Below are 19,763 nucleotides of genomic sequence, written 5' to 3' on the forward strand. Positions count from 1 at the left end.
TTCAATTGAATGCCGAATTTTTGCTTTTCGGCGTACAGTCACAGGCAAGTGAGAAATTACGTGAAACCGAATCGGTGTGGTTGGCGGCGCAGAGTAAAGAGAGCCGCTTGGGCGGCTTGTCAAATGCCTTATTGATTGCAGTAAACGGCGTGTTGGTTTGCGTTGTGATTTTTCTTTCCGCGACGGCAATTCATATACCGCATGCGGAAAATCCGGAGGCGTTAATTGCTTTAGTCGTTTTCTGTGTATTGGCATCGTTGGAAATTCTGACTCCTATCGGTATTGCCTTTTTACACTTAGGTCAAGTCATCGCGTCGGCGCAGCGTTTGAACGATATCACCGGGCAGCAGCCGACCGTTCAATTCAACGGTAAAGAAAAATGGCAAAATATTGCAGAAAACAGACCGCTTGTCAGCGTTGAGCAGGTTGATTTTGCTTATCCGCAACGGGATGAAAAGGTATTAAATCAACTCTCCTTTAGCGTGTGGGCAAAACAAAAAGTGGCGATTGTCGGTAAAACGGGCAGTGGTAAATCAACCATATTCCAACTGTTGAACCGAAATTACGATCCGACAAGCGGTCAGATCCGCTTAAATCATTGCGATATTGCCGATTATGCTGAAGCAACGCTACGTCGGCATCTCGTGACGTTAAGTCAGCGCGTTCATATTTTCAGCAGTACGTTGCGGGATAATTTGCAGATAGGTAATCCGCAAGCCGATGATGATAGATTACAACAAGTATTATCCGATGTCGGGCTGGGGTATTTGACGGAATCCGACGACGGATTGGCATTATGGCTGGGTGAGGGCGGAAGACCCTTGTCGGGCGGAGAGCAGCGTCGGTTGGGATTAGCTCGGGTGCTGTTAAGTCAGGCGGAAATCGTGCTGTTGGATGAGCCGACGGAAGGATTGGACAGGGAGACCGAACAACAAATATTGGCATTGATTTTAGCGCATTGCCAAGATCGAACGTTATTGATGATTACTCACCGTTTAAACGGATTAGAACGTTTTGATCGTGTATATCGAATGGATAACGGTCGTATCGTGTAAGGTAGGCGAAATGGGGCTATGAATGATTCGCCCCGTGGTTTTGCAAAATAATGTCTGAAACTGACCGCTTGTTTAGCGTCCGTCCCAACGGGGCATATCAATATCCAGCCCTAACAGATCCAAAGCGCGGGAGACACTGTGCGTGACAATGTCATCGACGCTGTTCGGGCGGTGATACAGTGCCGGCACCGGTGGAAAAATGATACCCCCCATTTCGGTGATTTTGCGCATATTATCTAAGTGCGCCAAGTTCAGCGGGGTTTCACGGACCATCAGCACCAGCTTGCGGCGCTCTTTCAGTACTACGTCGGCGGCTCGGGTTAATAAATTATCGCTGAAACCGTGAGCAACGGATGCCAGTGTTCGCATCGAACAAGGTGCAATCAGCATTCCCATTGTTTTAAAAGATCCGCTGGCAATGCTTGCGCCGAGGTTGTGAACGGGATGAACGACATCTGCCAGGTCAAACAATTCGGTTTCACTGATATGGGTTTCATATTGGCGGGTGAGCTCGGCACCTTTTGAGAGCACTAAATGAGTTTCAACGCCATCAATCCGTTTAAGGAGTTCAAGGGCTTTATAGCCGTATTGAAATCCGCTGGCACCGCTGATGCCGAGAATAATTCTGTTTGGGGTCATTATGCTGATTCCGATGAAATAGAGGGAAATACTTGAAAAAAACGGGGAAGCGGGTAGTATGTGGCACTTTCCGGTTTTTTAACTATCATGTTTTACATTATGTCTCAAGATTCTGATCAAAACACGCAAAAAGAGAAAAAAATTACCTATAACTTCAATAAATTGCACAAACGCTTACGTCGTAACGTGGGAAATGCTATCGCAGATTTTAATATGATTGAAGACGGCGATAAAGTGATGGTATGTCTCTCCGGTGGAAAAGACAGCTATACGTTGCTGGATATTTTATTAAATTTAAAACTGAATGCGCCGATTCATTTTGATATTGTCGCGGTGAATCTTGACCAAAAACAACCGGGGTTTCCTGAACATATTCTGCCTGATTATTTGAGTAGCATTGGGGTGGAATTCAAAATTGTGGAAGAAAATACTTACGGTATTGTAAAAGAGAAAATTCCCGAAGGTAAAACGACATGTTCGCTGTGTTCCCGTTTACGTCGGGGGATTTTATATCGCACGGCAACCGAGTTGGGAGCGACGAAAATCGCTTTGGGACATCATCGTGACGATATGCTTGAAACATTATTTCTGAATATGTTTTATGGCGGTAAATTAAAAAGCATGCCGCCGAAACTGATCAGCGACGACGGTAAACAAATCGTGATTCGTCCGTTAGCGTATTGCAAAGAAAAAGATATCGAAAAATATGCCGAAGCGAAACGATTTCCGATTATTCCGTGTAATTTATGCGGTTCCCAACCCAACTTGCAGCGTCAAGTGGTAAAAGAAATGCTACAAGCGTGGGATCGTCAATATCCCGGACGTATCGAAACGATGTTCAGTGCATTACAGAATGTCGCACCTTCGCATTTGTGCGATCCGAATTTATTTGATTTTAAAGGGATAAAACGCGGTCAGTTACTTGACGGCGTAGAAGGCGATATCGCCTTTGATAAGGCGGATATTCCCGCCGTACCGGTTATACAAGAGGAAGACGATCTCGCCGATTATACCGAAAGCGGCGTGATTGCCTTTAGAGCTGTTTCCTGATTTTTTATTTATTTAATGAGGTCTATTCAATGTCATTTACAAGCAATGAAGTGGTCATCTCAATTGTGGTGTTACTCGTATTAAGTTTATTACGCATTAACGTCGTCATTGCGTTGATTATCTCCGCATTAACTTGCGGTATTTTGGGGAATGTCGGTAACGGTATGTCGATGGATCAAGCGCTTACCGCAACAATAAAAAGTTTCACCGGCGGATTGGGCGGCGGTGCGGAAACGGCGATGAACTATGCGGTACTCGGTGCATTTGCCGTGGCGTTATCAAAGTCCGGCGTCACAGATTTATTGGCGTATAAAGTGATTCAATCATTCGGTAAGCGCCCGTCCGGACGTTCGGTCTTTTGGTTTAAATATTTGGTACTGTTTACGTTGGTGGCATTTTCGATGTCATCGCAAAACATCATTCCGGTTCATATTGCCTTTATTCCGATTGTCGTTCCGCCGCTGTTAAGCGTGATGAACCAGCTTAACATCGACCGCCGAGCCGTAGCCTGTGCGTTAACTTTCGGTTTAACGGCAACCTATATGCTGATTCCGGCGGGATTCGGTCAGATCTTTATTGAGAATATTTTGGTTAAAAATATCAACCAAGCCGGTGAAGCACAAGGTTTGGTGACCAATACGCTACAAGTTACGCAAGCCATGGCAATTCCGGTGATCGGCATGATTTTAGGCTTATTTTTAGCATTGTTCGTTACTTATCGTAAACCGCGCGTGTATGTTGAAGATCGCCAAGAACCGACGGCGGATGATATTGCCGAGCGCGTTGCTAAGGTAAAACCGTTTCATATTGGGGTAAGTCTTGTTGCCATTGTAGCGACCTGTGTTGTGCAATTATCAACGAATTCGACGGTTGTCGGCGGTTTAGTCGGCTTGATTATCTTTGCACTGGGCGGCGTATTTAAGTTAAAACAGAGTAACGACTTGTTCCAAGACGGTTTACGCTTAATGGCGATGATCGGCTTTGTGATGATTGCCGCATCAGGTTATGCCGCGGTCGTTAATTCAACAGGTGGGGTTGCCGAATTGGTTGAAGGATTAAAAGGAACCATTTCCAGCAAGGAAATGGCGGCATTTTTGATGCTATTCGTCGGTTTACTGATTACTATGGGAATCGGTTCATCGTTTTCAACCGTGCCAATCATTACCTCGATTTACGTACCGCTTTGCATTTCGTTCGGTTTTTCACCGTTAGCCACCGTATCGATTATCGGGGTGGCGGCGGCGCTGGGCGACGCAGGTTCGCCGGCGTCGGATTCGACTTTAGGTCCGACATCCGGTTTAAATGCCGACGGTAAACACGATCACATTTGGGATTCGGTGGTGCCGACCTTTATTCACTATAATATTCCGTTACTGATCTTCGGTTGGATTGCCGCGATGATCCTTTAATCGGAATGGTAAAACAATTCACTGAACAGACCGCTTGTAGGTACAAGCGGTCTATTTTTATCGAAGGATTGCAACATGAAATTTATCTCTTTTAATATCAACGGACTGCGTGCCAGACCGCATCAGCTGGAAGCGCTCATTGAAAAACACCAACCGGATGTCATTGGTCTGCAGGAAATTAAAGTCGCCGATGAAGAATTTCCGTATGATTTGGTCAACCATTTAGGCTACCATGTTTTTCACCACGGGCAGAAAGGGCATTACGGCGTAGCATTGTTGACCAAACAGCAACCGCTGGCGGTTCGTAAAGGTTTCCCGACGGATGGCGCGGATGCACAAAAACGGATGATTATGGCGGATTTGGATACGCCGTTCGGTGTATTGACCGTGTTGAACGGCTATTTCCCACAGGGAGAAAGCCGCCATCATGAAACGAAGTTTCCGGCAAAAGAAAAATTCTACGGCGATTTACAGGCTTATCTTGAAAGCGCTTTAGCACCGGAGAATCCGATTGTGATCATGGGAGATATGAATATCAGCCCGACGGATTTAGATATCGGTATCGGTGAAGCGAACCGTAAACGTTGGTTGCGGGACGGTAAATGTTCTTTTTTACCGGAAGAACGCGCTTGGATGGAACGCTTGAAAAATTACGGATTGGTGGATACTTTCCGCGCCATGCATGCCGAAACGGATGATAAATTTTCGTGGTTCGATTACCGCTCCAAAGGGTTTGACGATAACCGCGGATTACGTATTGATTTGGTCTTAGCGTCTCGCCTTCTTGCCGAACGTTGCGTCGAAACCGGGATTGATCTCGATATCCGCGCAATGGACAAACCGTCGGATCACGCACCGGTCTGGGCGGTGTTTAAATAGGTGGGGATATTAAAATAACGAAAAACAGATTAGATGTTTGATATAAACGTAATATTGGCTTTTTGGGGATGTAAGGTATGTTCGATGTACAGCCACGTTATTTTTATATTGTTATAAAGGCGATGTCAGTCTAAACAACAAAAAGCGGTGAGATTTGCAAAATGATTGCCGAATCTCACCGCTTGTAAAACAATGAATACGGTTATAAAGAGGCACAAGTGACCGGAATTTGAGATTTGGTGGCGCCGGCCATTTCATTGAGTTCTTCCATGCGGTTGATCGTAATATATTTTCCTTGGACGGAAATCATCCCGCTTTTTTGGAAGCGCCCGAGTAAGCGGCTGATGGTTTCGATGGTTAAACCAAGATAGTTGCCGATATCGCCGCGTGTCATGGTTAAACGGAATTCTCTTGCGGAAAAACCGCGAGCCGCATAACGTTGCGATAGATTACGTAAAAACGCCGCCAGTTTTTCTTCGGCACTCATTTTAGACAGTAATAAAATCATTTCTTGGTCGCTTTTAATTTCATTACTCATTAAACGCATGATTTGATGGCGGATTTTAGGCATTTTACCGGCGAGATCATCTAGAATATCGAACGGAATTTCACAAATCATCGATGTTTCCAACGCTTGAGCAAAGCCGACGTGACGCATATCGGTAATGGCATCGAAGCCGACAAGATCACCGGGCAAATGAAAGGCGGTAATTTGCTCTTCACCATTTTCGCTGATGGTATAGCTTTTGATTGTGCCGGAGCGGATGGCGTAAATAGAACGGAGTTCATCGCCGGATTGGAAAATAATTTGAGACTTTTGAACGGGTTTTTTACGTTCTATGATGTTATCTAATTGGGTCAGCTCATGTTCATTGAGCGTGAAGGGTAAGCATAGCTGGCTGATACTGCAATTTTGGCAGTGAATAGTGCAAGCTGTTCTTCCATTTGCTTTAAAATCAGATACAATTTTCATAAAATCCGCCGTGAAATGCTTTCAAATTTGATTTAGGGCAAAGTTTAACATGTTTCTTTAAGGTTTTGAAATAAAAATTATTGTAGTTTGGAGTGGAAAATGGCTGCAGAAAAGTTGACGAAAAAACGCTTGATTCAGATTGTTGTGATGCTAATTATTTTGATCGGAGCCTTTTTATACCGTACTTACACCTATTAATTATTGATAAAAATCCCCTCCGAAATGAGGGGAAAAATGAATTATAACCCCAGTTTTTCCTTGTAATGTGCACGACAAACCGAAAGGTAGCTGTCGTTCCCACCAATTTGAATTTGAGCACCGTCTTTCACTGCGTCACCTTGTGCATTTAAACGAATAACGAAGTTTGCTTTACGTCCGCAATAACAAATGGTCTTGAGCTCTTCTAACTGGTCCGCCCACGCCAGTAAATAACGACTGCCTTCAAACAATTCGGCTTGGAAGTCGGTGCGTAATCCGTAGCACAGCACCGGAATATGCAGTTTGTCTACCACTTCTGTCAGTTGATAAACCTGATCTTTAGTTAAGAATTGTGCCTCATCCACTAAAATACAATGTAATTTTTCGTGTTGATGATGCCGTTGAATTTCCTGAAAAAGGTCGGTGGTTTTATAAAACAGTTGGGCTTCTTGTGAAATGCCGATACGGGAAGCCACTTTACCGATCCCGAAGCGATCATCGATTGCCGCGGTATAAACTAACGGGGTCATTCCTCTCTCTTGGTAGTTATAGGAGGATTGTAATAAGGTAGTGGATTTACCTGCGTTCATTGATGAATAATAGAAGTAGAGCTTTGCCATAGCAATGGAATGTATTGGGTTATATTATAAACAGAGGGCGAACATATTGGTTCGCCCTGCGTAAATTTGCCGTTTATTCAGCTGTAATTAGACGTTGTCGATTTGACCTAAAAGCGAACGTAAACGATCTTGGAAGTTTTGGTGTTCGACTTTTAATTGTTCGTGCTCGTTGCGTAAAGCTTCGTTTGCACGATTGACTTCGTCATTTTTACCTTTAAGCTCCTCAATTTCCAATTGAAGCAATTGAATGGTTTCAACGGCTTGTTTAATTTTTTCTTCAAGTTGATCAAGAATTGTCACTGACATAATAATTTCCTCTGAATACGAATGCTGAAAATGGCAAGATTTTACCTGAATACGACAGCTTTTTCACTACAAAGTTTGGTTTTTCACGTATAAAAAAATCCCTCAACGGTGTTGAGGGATAATTTGTCCGGTGGATTATTTCACGCGAGAAACGTATTCGCCCGAACGGGTATCAACGCGGATCACTTCACCGATTTGTACGAATAGCGGCACGCGTACAACTGCACCGGTACTCAAGGTTGCCGGTTTACCGCCGGTACCTGCCGTATCGCCTTTTAAGCCCGGATCGGTTTCGATCACTTCCAATTCAACGAAGTTTGGCGGTGTCACACCGATTGCAGAACCGTTCTATAACGTGATGATACATTCGGCTTGATCAACCAACCATTTGTCGTTGTCACCCAATGCTTTTGCATCGACAGAAATCTGTTCGAACGTTTCCGGATGCATGAAGTACCAGAAATCGTCATCTTTATAAGAGTAAGTGTAGTTGTAATCGACAACGTCCGCCGCTTCAACGGTAGAGCCTGATTTGAAGTTGATCTCCAATACTTTACCGGAAATTAATTTGCGGATTTTAGTGCGGGTAAATGCCTGACCTTTACCCGGTTTAACGAATTCGTTTTCAACGATGACGCAAGGTTCGCCGTCCTGAATAAATTTTAAGCCCGGTTTAAAGTCGTTGGTGCTGTAACTAGCCATGATTATCCTCAGAAATTGATAAATTATTGCCGTAACGGCAATGTGTAACAAAAAGGCGTATATGATACATCAAAAAAACGCCTTTTTTAAAAATTTTTCTTCACTCTTAGGTAGGGATTTGTATAATCCACACGTTTTTTGCCATCAACATACAATAGGAGCATAGATGAAACGCCTTATCGCATTGGGCACTGTCTTGGCACTGTCCGTTTCATTCACTGTAGAAGCCAAAGGGATGAAAGCACGTAAAAGCTACCCGGCAACAACGCAAAGTAAATCTCAACCAAAACAAGAAGACGCAACGTTCGAGAACACACCGAATGCCAACAAAGCGACGGCAACGGTACAACCGGCAGCGGGAAACCGTATGAACAATTTGGTTACCGGCGTCGCAGCAGGTTATTTATTAAATGAAATGTTAACGCCTGAAGCCCAAGCACAACAGCCGACACAAGCGTTACCGCCGGCGGAAGGTCAAACTGCCTTACCGACAATACCTTCATTTAAAGCCATTGAACCTCAAGCCGATCCGTATTTGATCGAAAAAACACCGGGATATTCCCGTTATTGTTTAAACGGTATTCAATATTTGATCAGTGCGGCAAATACCCAACTTCCCCCGACCGTGATGGTTGATAAAAATAATGCACCAATGCAATGTGTGATTGCACCGTAACCGACAAAAACATGTCGGATATTCATCTTTTGACGGAAGAAACCTCGATCAAAGCGACATGGTTAACGGAACTTGCCCGAGCCTTTAACCATCCGCATGATTTATTGCATTATCTCGAACTCGATCCGACAGAATTTGAACGGGATAGCCAAGCTCGTCGCTTGTTTGCGTTACGTGTACCAAGGGCATTTGCCGACAAAATGCGCAAAGGAGATCGAACCGATCCGCTGTTTTTGCAAGCGATGTCTTTACAACAGGAGTTTACCGATGTACCGGGTTTCGTTACGGATCCGCTTGAAGAACAACACTCTCCGGCACCGAATATTTTGCATAAATACCATAATCGGGTGTTATTTATGTTGAAAAACAGTTGTGCGATTAATTGCCGTTACTGCTTTCGTCGTCATTTTCCTTACGATGACATCAAAAGCGGTAAAACGACGTGGCAGCAAAGCCTGACATACATTCGACAGCACAATGAAATTGAAGAAGTGATTTTATCGGGCGGCGATCCGCTAATGGCAAAAGACCACGAAATTGACTGGGTGTTGACCGAGTTGGAACGGATTCCCCACGTAAAAACCTTGCGCATTCACAGCCGTTTGCCGGTGGTGATCCCGAATCGGATCACGCCCGAATTATGTGCACGCTTTAGTGATTCGCCCTTATCTGTCGTTCTTGTTACGCATATTAATCATGCCAATGAAATCGATACGGTTTTTGCGCAAAAAATGGACTTGCTGAAACAAGCAGGCGTTGTGTTATTGAATCAATCGGTATTATTAAAGGGCGTAAATGATGATCCGCATATTTTAAAAGCGTTGAGCGATAAATTATTTCATTACGGCATTTTGCCGTATTATTTGCACTTATTGGATAAAGTTGCCGGGGCTGCGCATTTCTATGTGGAAGACGAGCGGGCAAGTGAGATTTATCAGACGTTACAGCGCATCACATCCGGTTATCTTGTGCCGAAATTGGCAAGGGAAATTGCCGGCGAAGCGCACAAAACCTTAATGAAATAAAACGGTTACAAGCGGTCAGTTATTGCAAATTTTTTGCAAATAAACGGAAATCAGATTTCTAAAGCAGAACGAGGTGGTAGAATACCTCGTTTTTTATTTTTATGAGGTGAACAATGATGAAACGTCCTTTTTTTGACAATGTCATTACATTCTTCTTCGGGCTTGCCGGGCTGTATAATATTGTCGGCATTTTGTATGCCACATCCTTTTTTATGGATCAAACGATCGCCGACGTGAATCCTGCGGTCTTTTCATGGTTTGGGCAAATCAGCGTAATCTTGTGGGGATTGGCCTATTTGTCGGTCGCCTTTTCTTTTTACAGCGTACCGAAATTAGTGTTTGTATTCTTTCTGCAAAAAATGGTGTATGCCGTCACGTGGGCGGTGTGGTTTTTCAGTCATCAAGATGCGGTGACCAAACTGGCGGAAACGGCACCGAGCTTGGTCACGTTTTTTAATTCTTACGGTGCGGGAGATTTGTTCTTCGGTCTATTCTTCTTATGGGTTGTGATTCGTACGACGCGGGAAAGCTCTCCGTCGGTAGTTAAACCAACCGTTACACCACAGGAAGAACGTGCGAGAGTAAAAGACGATGAGGTTGTAACGCATTCCGACGTACCGGAAAAACAGATCTAATCCAACCCAAGTTTCATTAAAAACAAATAGGATGACATTATTCAGATGTCATCCTATTTTTTTATGCCGCTATTTTCAGCCGTTATATTTTATCGCATTGGCTTTTTGCAAATAATTTGACGAAACAGACCGCTTGTTAGCTTGTTGTACCGAATTGTTATACGGGGAGCGCAAGATCACGCGGGTATAAAAATTGCCGTTGATATGCGTTTTACTCATGTGATAGCGGTAATAGGCATTGAATACCTCAGGATTCGGCGGCTGCGGATTACTCCAAAATGTACTCAACGGTTGTTGATCTGTCAGACCGTCAAAATCATAGTTTGCTCTGCCGATGACTTTTACCGGCATATCATGATGCAGGGCGGACAACCCGCTGGTACTGTTCAAGGTAACCAAACCGATTCCGTTCCGTAAAAGCACCGGCATCGGTACATCATGAATATAGAAAACCCGTCCTCTTAATGACGGAAAGCGCGTCATCATTTTTTCGATGATTTTGCTGTAATCGGTAAACCCTCTGTCCATCGGGTGATGTTTCACAATCAAATTAACTTCCGTCGGTGCATGGTGTGCAAATGAGTGTAAAATCTCCTCCAAATAATCGGCAACGGAAGGGTAGTCACTATGGACTTGTACTTGACTGTCGTTATAGACCTGTAGCGGCAGAATAAAAAACTTGCCGAATTTCCCTTTCATGACTTGATGAGCAAAATAACAATCATGTAAGTAGTAGTAGCTTCGTTTAAGCCCTGAAATCGTCCAAAGTTTGAGGTAGTGGCACACATTCAGATGTTTATGATGACAGTATTCCGGATAGTCGCACTGTTTTCTGTTTGCTTGCCAATAGTAGCAAATCGCTTGTTTTGCCATCGGTAAAAAACCTTTTGCGACACGTTGCGGTATGGCAACTTCAGGCAGATCATCGGCGAGTTCATTAAAAAAATCCGCACGGCGGGGCAGTAGCGAATAAGCATTGACCCCGTCTTTTTCTAAGGTAATGTATTCCGGACGGAAATACCCCTCTTCAAACGCCCAAAATGATAAATTCAATTGTTTGGCGACACGTTTTGCCGTTTGATGGTAAGAGCGACAATCACCAAAGCAGACAATCGCTTGAATGTGATGGTGACGGCAAAATGTCAACAGATAATCGGAAAAGTGTGAAACGGCTTCCCGATAAGGAAAGGTATTTTCCGTATGATTCGGATAAAAATGGTCATCACCGCCGTTAAAATTGAGTTTAAACACTTGTTTGCGATGTTCTTTTTTCAACCAAGTGGAAAAATCATAAAAAAACGGGCCGATAGGTCCTTGTAATAACAGTATATTTTCTGCCGATGAGATCAATTCATCTAAATTGTGATTAACCATAATATTCTCCCTATTTTTGTATCAACGCTCGAGAAAGGTGCTTCGCTTTCTCCAGCTGTTTAGAAAGCCACGGGCGGTAAATTGCACGGTCGGTATTCTGTTGTTTTTGTTCTTGCAGCAAACGGATTGCCTGTTCGGCATCGATTAAGCGCCTTTTTTTCGGATCGATATACAACGGGTAGTGTAGCAGGGTGCCGCAAACCAATTCGTCGAGTTGTAATTGGCGGTCGCGGCGAGCCAATTTAATGTGATCCTGCGTCAGCCCCCAGTTGGAATAAAACGGAAGCCCGTAGCAATGTACCGTTTTATTTCGCAGTAATGCTTCAAAGCCGGCTAAAGATGTCATGGTATGGACTTCATCAGCCTGTTGAATACAATCTAAAATACTCGCCTGTTCCACGATTTCGTCGGCGTATTGTCGGGCTTCGGACGGTGTTATCCGCCCCATACGGTTTCCGCTGACTACATCCGGATGCGGTTTATACAGAATATAAGCCGTCGGATTTAATTCACGGACTCTTTTTAACAGTGCCAAGTTAGAGGTGATTTCCGGAGACCCGAAACGAATGGACGCGTCGTCTTCTACCTGCCCGGGAACCAAAATGATCTTTTGCTGCGTCTGTGTCATTTGGAAACCGCATTCGCCGACATTGTATTTGCAGATATTCATCTCAGTCAGATAAGTACGCAAGCGCATTGCCTGACGGCACTCTTCCGCAGAAAAGTGATTGGTTTGAAAAATTGTTTCCAAACGGGAAGGCGTTTGAGCATTAAAATAAATGCCCATGTCATCCACCACTAAAGATAGCGGCGCAACAAGATTGGAACCGAGTCCGACAGAGCGAATAAAGCCGTCTTCCATACGAAGAATCGGTAAACCTTGTTGCTCGGCGAACGCCACAATATCCGAATGACCTTGTCCCCAAACTAACAGTTTGCCGTCAGACGGTAACACTGTGTCCTGTAATTGTTTTAAGCCTGACATAAAATGCAAACGGCACTGCGGAAAACGGAAAAACGGGGCAATGACGGCGCGTTTCCAACGTGATAACCCCACGCAATAAATATTCCCGGCAAAACGTTGATTAAACCCTTTTGCTTGCGTTAAATAATCGATGACATCAAAAATCGTCCCTTTCCGCCCGTTGTACGGATTGATATAACGGCTGTATTGTAAGTAAGCGGCGCAGAACAGCTGTTCAAGCGAGCGAGGCGTTCTTCGATTCGCTTGTGTTAATGTTTCGATATGCGGATGACGATCTTCCGTTAACCCCCAGCCGGCAAACCAAGGCGCACCAAAGGTAATGACTTTTTTACCGAGCAGTAAGGCTTCAAAGCCCATGTGGGACGTGACGCAATATATTTTATCCACCGCATTCAATAATGAGAGCGGATTCACATCCTGCGAGATTAACCGAACACGGTTTTTATAATCGGACAAGCGGGTCAAATAGCCTTTCTTTTTACCGCTGATGACATCCGGATGGGTTTTCACCCAAATGAGCGATAGCGGATTTTCTTTTATAGCCGCCTCTAACATTTGGTTGAAATGTGCTTCATTCGCCAGCCCGTATTTTACCGCCTTGTCGCCGTAAGTTTGATCGATGACTAAAATGATCGGCTGATAAGTCAGACGCATTTCATCAAAATCGGGGGCATGGTTATACTTTGACAGTTTATGAGTTTGAATCAATGTCATTGCCCGCTTGGTATCGCCCAGTAACGTTTCATCCTGATTGCTGTGTCGAATCAGCATCTCTAGGCGGGAAGGGCGGCTTGCATCGTAATAAATTCCGAGATCATCATAAACCAATGAAAAAGGCGGGTAGCCTTCAACGCCGAGACCCAACGAACGTAAAAAACCGTCTTCCAGTGCAACATAGGGCAATTTACGCCATTTGGCATAAAACTGTGGAAGCAGAGAAGGTGTACGAAGCCCCCAACCGATTGCCTTGTCGATGGCTATCCGAGTGTTGACCAGTCCGAAAGGAGAGACGTATTTTTCATCTAAGAACGCGTCCAAATACGGAATGTTTAATATCCCACGAGAAAAAATAATGCTGTTTGAGTTTTTCATTTGCAAAATTATCGGCGGATCCTACCGCTTGTTATGTCGCTATATCAGCGTTGGTTATAAAACCGGTAAGCCTCCTCGACGGAGGGAAATTTATGCATATACCCGTTTTCCAACACCATGGCTTTATCGCAATATTCCTTTATTGCCGCAGGACTGTGCGACACTAAAATAATGGCGCGATCCTGACGTTTTTCAAATAATTCATACTTACATTTTTCCGTAAAGCGGGAGTCCCCGACGGCAATGACTTCATCAATTAAGTAGCAATCAAATTCCACAGACAGTGAAAGCGCAAATGCCAACCTGGCTTTCATACCCGAAGAATATTTTTTAACCGGCTCGTATAAATATTCGCCCAGTTCGGAAAATTCCTCGGTAAATCGTGTGACATAGTCAATATCGGCACCGTAAATACGGCAAATAAACCGTAAGTTATCCATGCCGGTTAAGCTGCCTTGAAATGCACCGCTGAATGCCAACGGCCAAGAAATGCTCATTTTTCGTTCAATCTTGCCGGATGTCGGCGGTTCAACCCCGCTGAGCAAACGGATTAACGTTGATTTCCCCGCACCGTTTCGTCCTAAGATGCCGACTTTCTCTCCGCGTTTGAGGTCAAAATTAACATCATGCAGAATTTTTTGTTCACCGTTTCGGGTGTAGTAGCTTTTGCTGACATTTTTCACGCTGATCATTGCGGTTCGATTCCTTTACTGAATTTTTTGATAGCCAGTAACCCGATAAAGACCATGACCAAATCACACACGATAATAAAGCCGATGTTTTCATAAGTTTTTACCGACTCACCGAAATAGCCTTGGCGGAACATTTCCGTACCGCTAATCATCGGTACCCATACCGCATATTGTTGAACTTGTGACGGTAGCGAATGTACGAAGAAAAATGCTCCCGACAACGGTAACATGATAAAACTCAAGGTATTCCAAATTTTGCCGAACACTTCAAACTGATAGGCGATCACGCAAATAATCATGCCCAATCCGAAGGCAAATATTGCCATTAAACACCATGCGACCAACATATAAAACACGTCTTGCGGAAAGTCGATCCAGCCGATAAAAATAAATACCGCCATGATGAATATTTGTGCGACGGTAGCACCGGCGACTTCCAGTATCGTGCGGGATATCAAGGTATCTAAGACTTTAACGTTACGGTGATACAGCAGACTGATATTGGCGGAAATGGCGCCGATAGCCCGGTTAGACGCATTACGCCACATCATTGCCATCGGATAGCCGGTAATAATAAATGCGATAATATTCAACGTAGACACTTTATCGGCACGTAAAAATTGCCACATCAATACAATCATCAACGTCATCGATAGCGGCTCAACGAACAGCCACAAAAAACCGATGTTTTTGCGTCCGTAGCGGGTGATGATTTCTCGTAGCAATAACGCCTTCAGCACGCGGCCTTGTAGTCCCCTTGAGCGTTTGAACGTGGTTTGATCACCGTATTTCATTAGTTTTGATGCTCTCGAATGCTGGCAATAAGTAACGTAGCGATCCCGTACAGCAATAAACCGATAAAGAACGTTGCCAACACGTTGTAGAGTCGGTACGGTTCCAGTGCAAGATCCGGTTTATTCGGTTGGTTGATCACTTCCAAATAGAGTTGCTGACGATCAGCTTCCCCTTTTGTATTTTGTAATGAGGTGATCGCCGTAGTCAGCTGTTGCTGGGCAAGCGTGTTATCCAGCATCAAGCGTTGATATTCGGAGGTTTGCGTTGCAATCGAGTTTTGTCCGCCCGAAAGCGTTTGTAATTGATCGGCAATTTCCGCTTTCAAACTTTTTTCACGGGTTTTGAGTGCCGCTACTTGCGGGTTGTCCGGCGTGATTGAACGCAATTGTGCGAGTTGGGTTTCCACTTGAATTAATTCGCTTTTTAAGGTGGAAATTAATGTCAACTGAACTTCGGATTGCGCCGGTAAATCGAAAATTTTATTATGGATTCGATATGCGCTCAGCGCTTCCGCTGTTTCCATTACACGTCTTTCCGCCTCGTTTACCGATTGTTCGGCAAATCTGATCGTATCTTGACGAGCACGTTCATTCAGGCGGTTAATCAACGCTTCGCCTTGCTTGAGCAGTTGAACATTGATTTTTTGAGATTCTTCGGCATCAAACGAACGTATACGCAAGGTGGCAATGCCCGATACTGCATCCAAATCGGCAATCAAGCGCTTTTTAAAATATTGGAAAAATGCTTCTTGTGAATCATCCAATCCGAAAGGGTTAAAACGACTGAGCAGATCGCCTTTATCTTCATAATAGTCACGTACCGGCAAGACTTGGGCTAATTGTTCCAGCGCATTACGCGAACGGATGTATTCTTGCACCGTGTAAGAATCGTCCTGTGAACGGGAAAATCCCACCCCTTGCAATAATGCACCGACACCGCTGAGTGACGCTTGGTTATTGGGGGAGCGAACCACAAAACTGGATTCGGATATATACACGTCAGAGGCAAATAAACCGAAATACACACCGGAAAACAGTGTCGGCAAAACGACCGTTAACCATAATAACGGTTTGAATTGACGTTTCTTTTTCGGTGTCGGTTTGGTTTGTGGTTGAGTTGTTGCTACCGTCATATTGCTTTCCTATAAACTGTTTACACTGTTGATCGTACCGGTAATCGGTGCGGTCATAGAAAAGATGGTGCGAATAAATTTACCGAATTCAGCCAACGGTGCATTAGAAACGTACACGATATCTTTATCTTGCATCGGGAAACGTTGCAGTAAGAACATGGCTTTCGGATCAAGCAAGTTGGCGCGATACACCGTCGGCACATCCATGCCTTCACTATAGCCGTTTGTTCTCCACGTGGTTTGTTCAGGCAGAGATAATTGCGTAAACGGTATATAGCGGAACACAAACACGCCGCGCGGATCCGAACGGGTATCGATCAACCCGCCCATTTTGCCGATCGCTTCGGCAAGCGTAATGCCTTTAGTGGAGAATTTGACTTGTTGGTTTGAACCGACGGCACCCAGCCCGGTAAAGCTGTAAGGTGTCGTGAGCAATGAGACTACATCGTTCGCTTGCAACGGAATATTTTGCGTCGGATCGGCAATCAGCGTTTCAAACGCAACGGTTTTGACTTGATTGCCACGGGTCAACTGTACCGTAATATCCTGAATATCGGCGGGTGATCCGCCGATTGCCGCTACGGCATCCAACACCCGTTCCGCATTGGCGGTTAACGGCATACGCACGCTGTTACCTTGGCGGATAACCGTAACGTTCGCCGAGTTATTGTTGATGATTTGTACCATCGCCTGAGGTTGATTCGCTTTGCCTTGTAAGCGTCTGACAATCTCTTTTTGAATGGCTTCAGGCGATTTTCCTTTCACCGCAATGTCACCGGCAAACGGGATCGTGATTGTCCCTTTCTTATTGACCATTTGAGCCGGCAATTTGGTTAAATGACCGCTGCCTTGTCCTGTTTCACCGAACGTTGAACCGAACAATACGGCGGGTGGTGCTTCCCAAATCGCGATATCTAACACATCCCCAACATTTGCCGTTCCGGCATAATGGCTTTGCATTTGCGTACCGACAAAACCGGAAAAACGTTGGCTTTGTTGGGTTTGATAAAGTGATTGCACCAATTGGTTATCCAATTCCACCACATTTACCTGCGGTAGATTTTCTTGATCGTTTACGCCTAACACGGCGCTTTGGCTCGGTCCGGAAGTTGGTAATGTATTACATCCGCTTAACGCAGCCATGAGTAACAGACTGCTTATTGTCAATCCAAAGTTAGTTTTCATGTAGAAATATCCTAAAATAATGAAATTGTGCAAAATTTACATATAGCTTACATTTCTCTCGGGTTGAGTTTAGCAAAGATTACATAAATAAACAAATAAATAAAGGAGATTAAGAGCTAAAAATGTGACATTTTTCACATTTAGCAAAAAATTTAGCCTTTTTATTAAATTAATGTAAAATTCGTATTGAATAAGAAAATCTGTTTTTGTATCATTGAAAAAAAACAGGTTGATATGTAAATTTACAATTTATTTACTAAGGAGAAATTCTTTCAACTAGAAAGAACAAATTATTGGAGGTAACAGATGTCACTTAGAGCTCTTTTCGTGTTTGGTACCAGACCGGAAGCCATCAAAATGGCACCGTTAGTAGAAGGATTTAAAAAAAACGGATTAAATTTTTGTGTTTGTGTCACCGCCCAACACAGACAAATGTTGGATCAGGTTTTAGACTTGTTCGAGATCAGACCGGACTATGATCTGAATATCATGAATGAAAAACAGACACTTTCAAGTATCACTTCAACAATCTTACAAAAGATTCAGCCGGTTATCGAAGAATATCAACCGTCCGTGATTTTTGTACACGGCGACACTGCAACAACCTTTGCCGCGTCTTTAGCCGCATATTATAACCAAATTCCGATTGCCCATATTGAAGCAGGACTGCGGACGCATAATATGTATTCCCCATGGCCGGAAGAAGGAAATCGTCGCTTAACCGGCTCATTGGCAAAATACCATTTTGCTCCAACGGAAAGCACCATGAAAAACCTGATCGATGAAGGGATCCAACCAAGTAACATCTACGTGACCGGTAACACGGTGGTAGATGCTTTATTCTTGGCATGTAAAAAAATTGAACAGAATCAAGAACTGCTCAAACAATTTAAACAACAGTTCAGTTACGTAACGGATAAAAAATTTGTCTTAATTACCGGCCACCGTCGTGAAAACTTCGGTGAAGGTTTTGAGAATATCTGTCAAGCTATTGCAGAATTATCGGCGTTACACCCTGAGACACAGTTTGTCTATCCGGTTCATCTTAATCCGAACGTTCGCGAACCGGTGAACAAAATTTTAACCGGTAAAGCGAATGTCCATTTAATTGAGCCGTTGGATTATCTGTCGTTTGTGTATCTGATGAAACAATCACACCTCATCTTAACCGACTCCGGCGGTATTCAGGAAGAAGCGCCGTCGCTGGGCAAACCGGTACTGGTGATGCGGGATACTACGGAACGACCGGAAGCGGTAGAAGTCGGAACGGTCAGACTTGTCGGTACCTCAAAAGAAAAAATCATCGAGCAAGTGAATTTACTGCTTACCAATGACGCAGAATATAACAAAATGGCATCGGCGCATAACCCGTACGGAGACGGCACGGCGGTGCATAAAATTTTATCGGTTTTTCAACATCATTAATTTGACGTTATCAGGAGAGATAAACATGGAGAAATTTAATCGAATTTCGGTAATCGGGCTGGGCTACATCGGCTTACCGACCGCCGCCGCATTTGCATTACACGGCGTAAACGTGATCGGCGTAGACGTTAACCAACATACCGTAGATACCATTAATCAAGGAAAGATTCATATCGTTGAACCCGAATTAGAAGTTGCCGTCCATCTATCCGTCACCAACGGGCGCTTAATAGCCACTTTAACCCCGGAGCCTGCTGAAGCCTTCTTAATTGCCGTACCGACACCGTTTAAAGGCGATAATTACGAACCGGATTTAAGCTACATCGAAGCGGCAAGCCGCGCGATTGCACCGGTATTAAAAAAAGGTAACTTAGTGATTTTAGAATCCACGTCACCGGTGGGAGCGACGGAACAAATGGCGGAATGGCTGGCTCACATTCGCCCGGATTTAACCTTCCCGCAACAGGCGGGTGAAGATTCCGACATCCGCATTGCACATTGCCCTGAACGGGTATTACCGGGACAAGTTATGCGCGAATTGGTGGAAAACGACCGCATTATCGGTGGCATGACGGACAAATGCGCCGAACAAGCGGTCAGATTGTACAAAACTTTTGTAAAAGGCGACTGCATTGTCACCAACAGCCGCACCGCCGAAATGTGTAAACTCACTGAAAACGCCTTCCGTGATGTCAACATCGCCTTTGCCAATGAACTTTCAATCATCTGCGATCGTTTAGGCATCAACGTATGGGAACTCATTTCGCTCGCAAACCGCCATCCGCGCGTCAATATTCTCCAACCGGGTTGTGGTGTCGGCGGACACTGCATTGCCGTTGATCCATGGTTTATTGTCAACAAAACCCCGGATTTGGCAAAACTGATCCACACCGCGCGCCTTGTCAACGACGGCAAA

At 44.4% G+C, this 19,763-nt stretch carries 19 protein-coding genes and 1 pseudogene; 9 read left to right on the forward strand and 11 right to left on the reverse strand.

What is annotated here, in order from left to right:
• The coding region (locus ACEYKX_RS10395; protein ID WP_373780723.1) for an ATP-binding cassette domain-containing protein at positions 1–1,055 on the forward strand (1,055 nt) is incomplete at its 5' end.
• 72 nt (positions 1,056–1,127) lie between these two features.
• Here the strand turns inward: ACEYKX_RS10395 and ACEYKX_RS10400 are convergent.
• Positions 1,128–1,694: a UbiX family flavin prenyltransferase gene (locus tag ACEYKX_RS10400; protein WP_373766517.1), complete on the reverse strand. Its 567-nt coding sequence runs from the start codon at positions 1,692–1,694 to the stop codon at positions 1,128–1,130.
• Positions 1,695–1,793: 99 nt separating this feature from the next.
• Here ACEYKX_RS10400 and ttcA point away from each other — a divergent pair, with 99 nt between their 5' ends.
• The 3 genes from ttcA to xthA all read left to right on the forward strand — a co-directional run bounded on the left by ttcA (position 1,794) and on the right by xthA (position 5,032).
• Positions 1,794–2,744, forward strand: a complete 951-nt coding sequence (ttcA, locus tag ACEYKX_RS10405; RefSeq protein ID WP_373766518.1) for a tRNA 2-thiocytidine(32) synthetase TtcA — start codon at positions 1,794–1,796, stop codon at positions 2,742–2,744.
• Between the two features lie 29 nt (positions 2,745–2,773).
• A complete protein-coding gene (locus ACEYKX_RS10410; protein WP_373766519.1) occupies positions 2,774–4,153 on the forward strand; it encodes a Na+/H+ antiporter family protein in 1,380 nt (459 codons plus the stop codon).
• Positions 4,154–4,228: 75 nt separating this feature from the next.
• Positions 4,229–5,032 (forward strand): exodeoxyribonuclease III, encoded by an 804-nt coding sequence (gene xthA / locus ACEYKX_RS10415; protein WP_373766520.1) that lies wholly within the window; start codon positions 4,229–4,231, stop codon positions 5,030–5,032.
• A gap of 202 nt (positions 5,033–5,234) precedes the next feature.
• Here xthA and ACEYKX_RS10420 read toward each other — a convergent pair whose 3' ends face one another.
• The 4 genes and pseudogenes from ACEYKX_RS10420 to efp all read right to left on the reverse strand — a co-directional run bounded on the left by ACEYKX_RS10420 (position 5,235) and on the right by efp (position 7,831).
• Positions 5,235–6,005, reverse strand: coding sequence for an FNR family transcription factor (locus ACEYKX_RS10420; RefSeq protein ID WP_373766521.1), 771 nt, complete (start codon positions 6,003–6,005; stop codon positions 5,235–5,237).
• A 239-nt stretch (positions 6,006–6,244) separates the two neighbouring features.
• Positions 6,245–6,823 (reverse strand): thymidine kinase, encoded by a 579-nt coding sequence (locus ACEYKX_RS10425; protein ID WP_373766522.1) that lies wholly within the window; start codon positions 6,821–6,823, stop codon positions 6,245–6,247.
• A gap of 87 nt (positions 6,824–6,910) precedes the next feature.
• On the reverse strand, positions 6,911–7,129 hold the full coding sequence (gene zapB, locus ACEYKX_RS10430; protein ID WP_373766523.1) for a cell division protein ZapB: 219 nt from the start codon (positions 7,127–7,129) through the stop codon (positions 6,911–6,913).
• A gap of 135 nt (positions 7,130–7,264) precedes the next feature.
• A pseudogene (gene efp / locus ACEYKX_RS10435) lies at positions 7,265–7,831 on the reverse strand (elongation factor P).
• Positions 7,832–7,997: 166 nt separating this feature from the next.
• Here efp and ACEYKX_RS10440 point away from each other — a divergent pair.
• The 3 genes from ACEYKX_RS10440 (at position 7,998) to ACEYKX_RS10450 (ending at position 10,167) form a co-directional block, all read left to right on the forward strand.
• Entirely contained in the window at positions 7,998–8,507 is a 510-nt protein-coding gene (locus ACEYKX_RS10440; protein WP_373766525.1) for a hypothetical protein, read from the forward strand.
• Positions 8,508–8,518: 11 nt separating this feature from the next.
• Positions 8,519–9,532, forward strand: a complete 1,014-nt coding sequence (epmB, locus tag ACEYKX_RS10445; protein ID WP_373766526.1) for an EF-P beta-lysylation protein EpmB — start codon at positions 8,519–8,521, stop codon at positions 9,530–9,532.
• A gap of 113 nt (positions 9,533–9,645) precedes the next feature.
• Positions 9,646–10,167 (forward strand): hypothetical protein, encoded by a 522-nt coding sequence (locus ACEYKX_RS10450; RefSeq protein WP_373766527.1) that lies wholly within the window; start codon positions 9,646–9,648, stop codon positions 10,165–10,167.
• A gap of 75 nt (positions 10,168–10,242) precedes the next feature.
• On the opposite strand, the gene ACEYKX_RS10455 is transcribed toward ACEYKX_RS10450, so the two are convergent.
• From ACEYKX_RS10455 to ACEYKX_RS10480, 6 genes are read right to left on the reverse strand one after another with little or no spacing between them, the layout of a single operon-like run.
• The gene (locus ACEYKX_RS10455) at positions 10,243–11,541 is read right to left on the reverse strand and encodes a capsule biosynthesis protein (protein WP_373766528.1); all 1,299 of its coding nucleotides are present in this window, start codon (positions 11,539–11,541) and stop codon (positions 10,243–10,245) included.
• Positions 11,542–11,551: 10 nt separating this feature from the next.
• Positions 11,552–13,627, reverse strand: coding sequence for a capsular polysaccharide biosynthesis protein (locus tag ACEYKX_RS10460; protein ID WP_373766567.1), 2,076 nt, complete (start codon positions 13,625–13,627; stop codon positions 11,552–11,554).
• 35 nt (positions 13,628–13,662) lie between these two features.
• Positions 13,663–14,310: an ABC transporter ATP-binding protein gene (locus ACEYKX_RS10465; RefSeq protein WP_373766529.1), complete on the reverse strand. Its 648-nt coding sequence runs from the start codon at positions 14,308–14,310 to the stop codon at positions 13,663–13,665.
• Entirely contained in the window at positions 14,307–15,104 is a 798-nt protein-coding gene (locus ACEYKX_RS10470; RefSeq protein ID WP_373780724.1) for an ABC transporter permease, read from the reverse strand. Before ACEYKX_RS10470 ends, ACEYKX_RS10465 begins: the two co-directional genes overlap by 4 nt.
• On the reverse strand, positions 15,104–16,237 hold the full coding sequence (locus tag ACEYKX_RS10475; protein ID WP_373766531.1) for a capsule biosynthesis protein: 1,134 nt from the start codon (positions 16,235–16,237) through the stop codon (positions 15,104–15,106). The genes ACEYKX_RS10470 and ACEYKX_RS10475 overlap by 1 nt, the downstream gene beginning before the upstream one ends.
• Positions 16,238–16,246: 9 nt before the next feature.
• On the reverse strand, positions 16,247–17,422 hold the full coding sequence (locus tag ACEYKX_RS10480; protein ID WP_373766532.1) for a polysaccharide biosynthesis/export family protein: 1,176 nt from the start codon (positions 17,420–17,422) through the stop codon (positions 16,247–16,249).
• 306 nt (positions 17,423–17,728) lie between these two features.
• On the opposite strand from ACEYKX_RS10480, the gene wecB reads away from it, so the two are divergent.
• Complete coding sequence (wecB, locus tag ACEYKX_RS10485; RefSeq protein WP_373766533.1) at positions 17,729–18,847, forward strand: non-hydrolyzing UDP-N-acetylglucosamine 2-epimerase; 1,119 nt, start codon at positions 17,729–17,731, stop codon at positions 18,845–18,847.
• 25 nt (positions 18,848–18,872) lie between these two features.
• Positions 18,873–19,763, forward strand: an 891-nt coding sequence (wecC, locus tag ACEYKX_RS10490) for a UDP-N-acetyl-D-mannosamine dehydrogenase (RefSeq protein WP_373780725.1), incomplete at its 3' end; no start/stop codon positions are given.

The sequence above is a fragment of the Glaesserella sp. genome, assembly GCF_041817755.1.
Classification (GTDB): domain Bacteria; phylum Pseudomonadota; class Gammaproteobacteria; order Enterobacterales; family Pasteurellaceae; genus Glaesserella.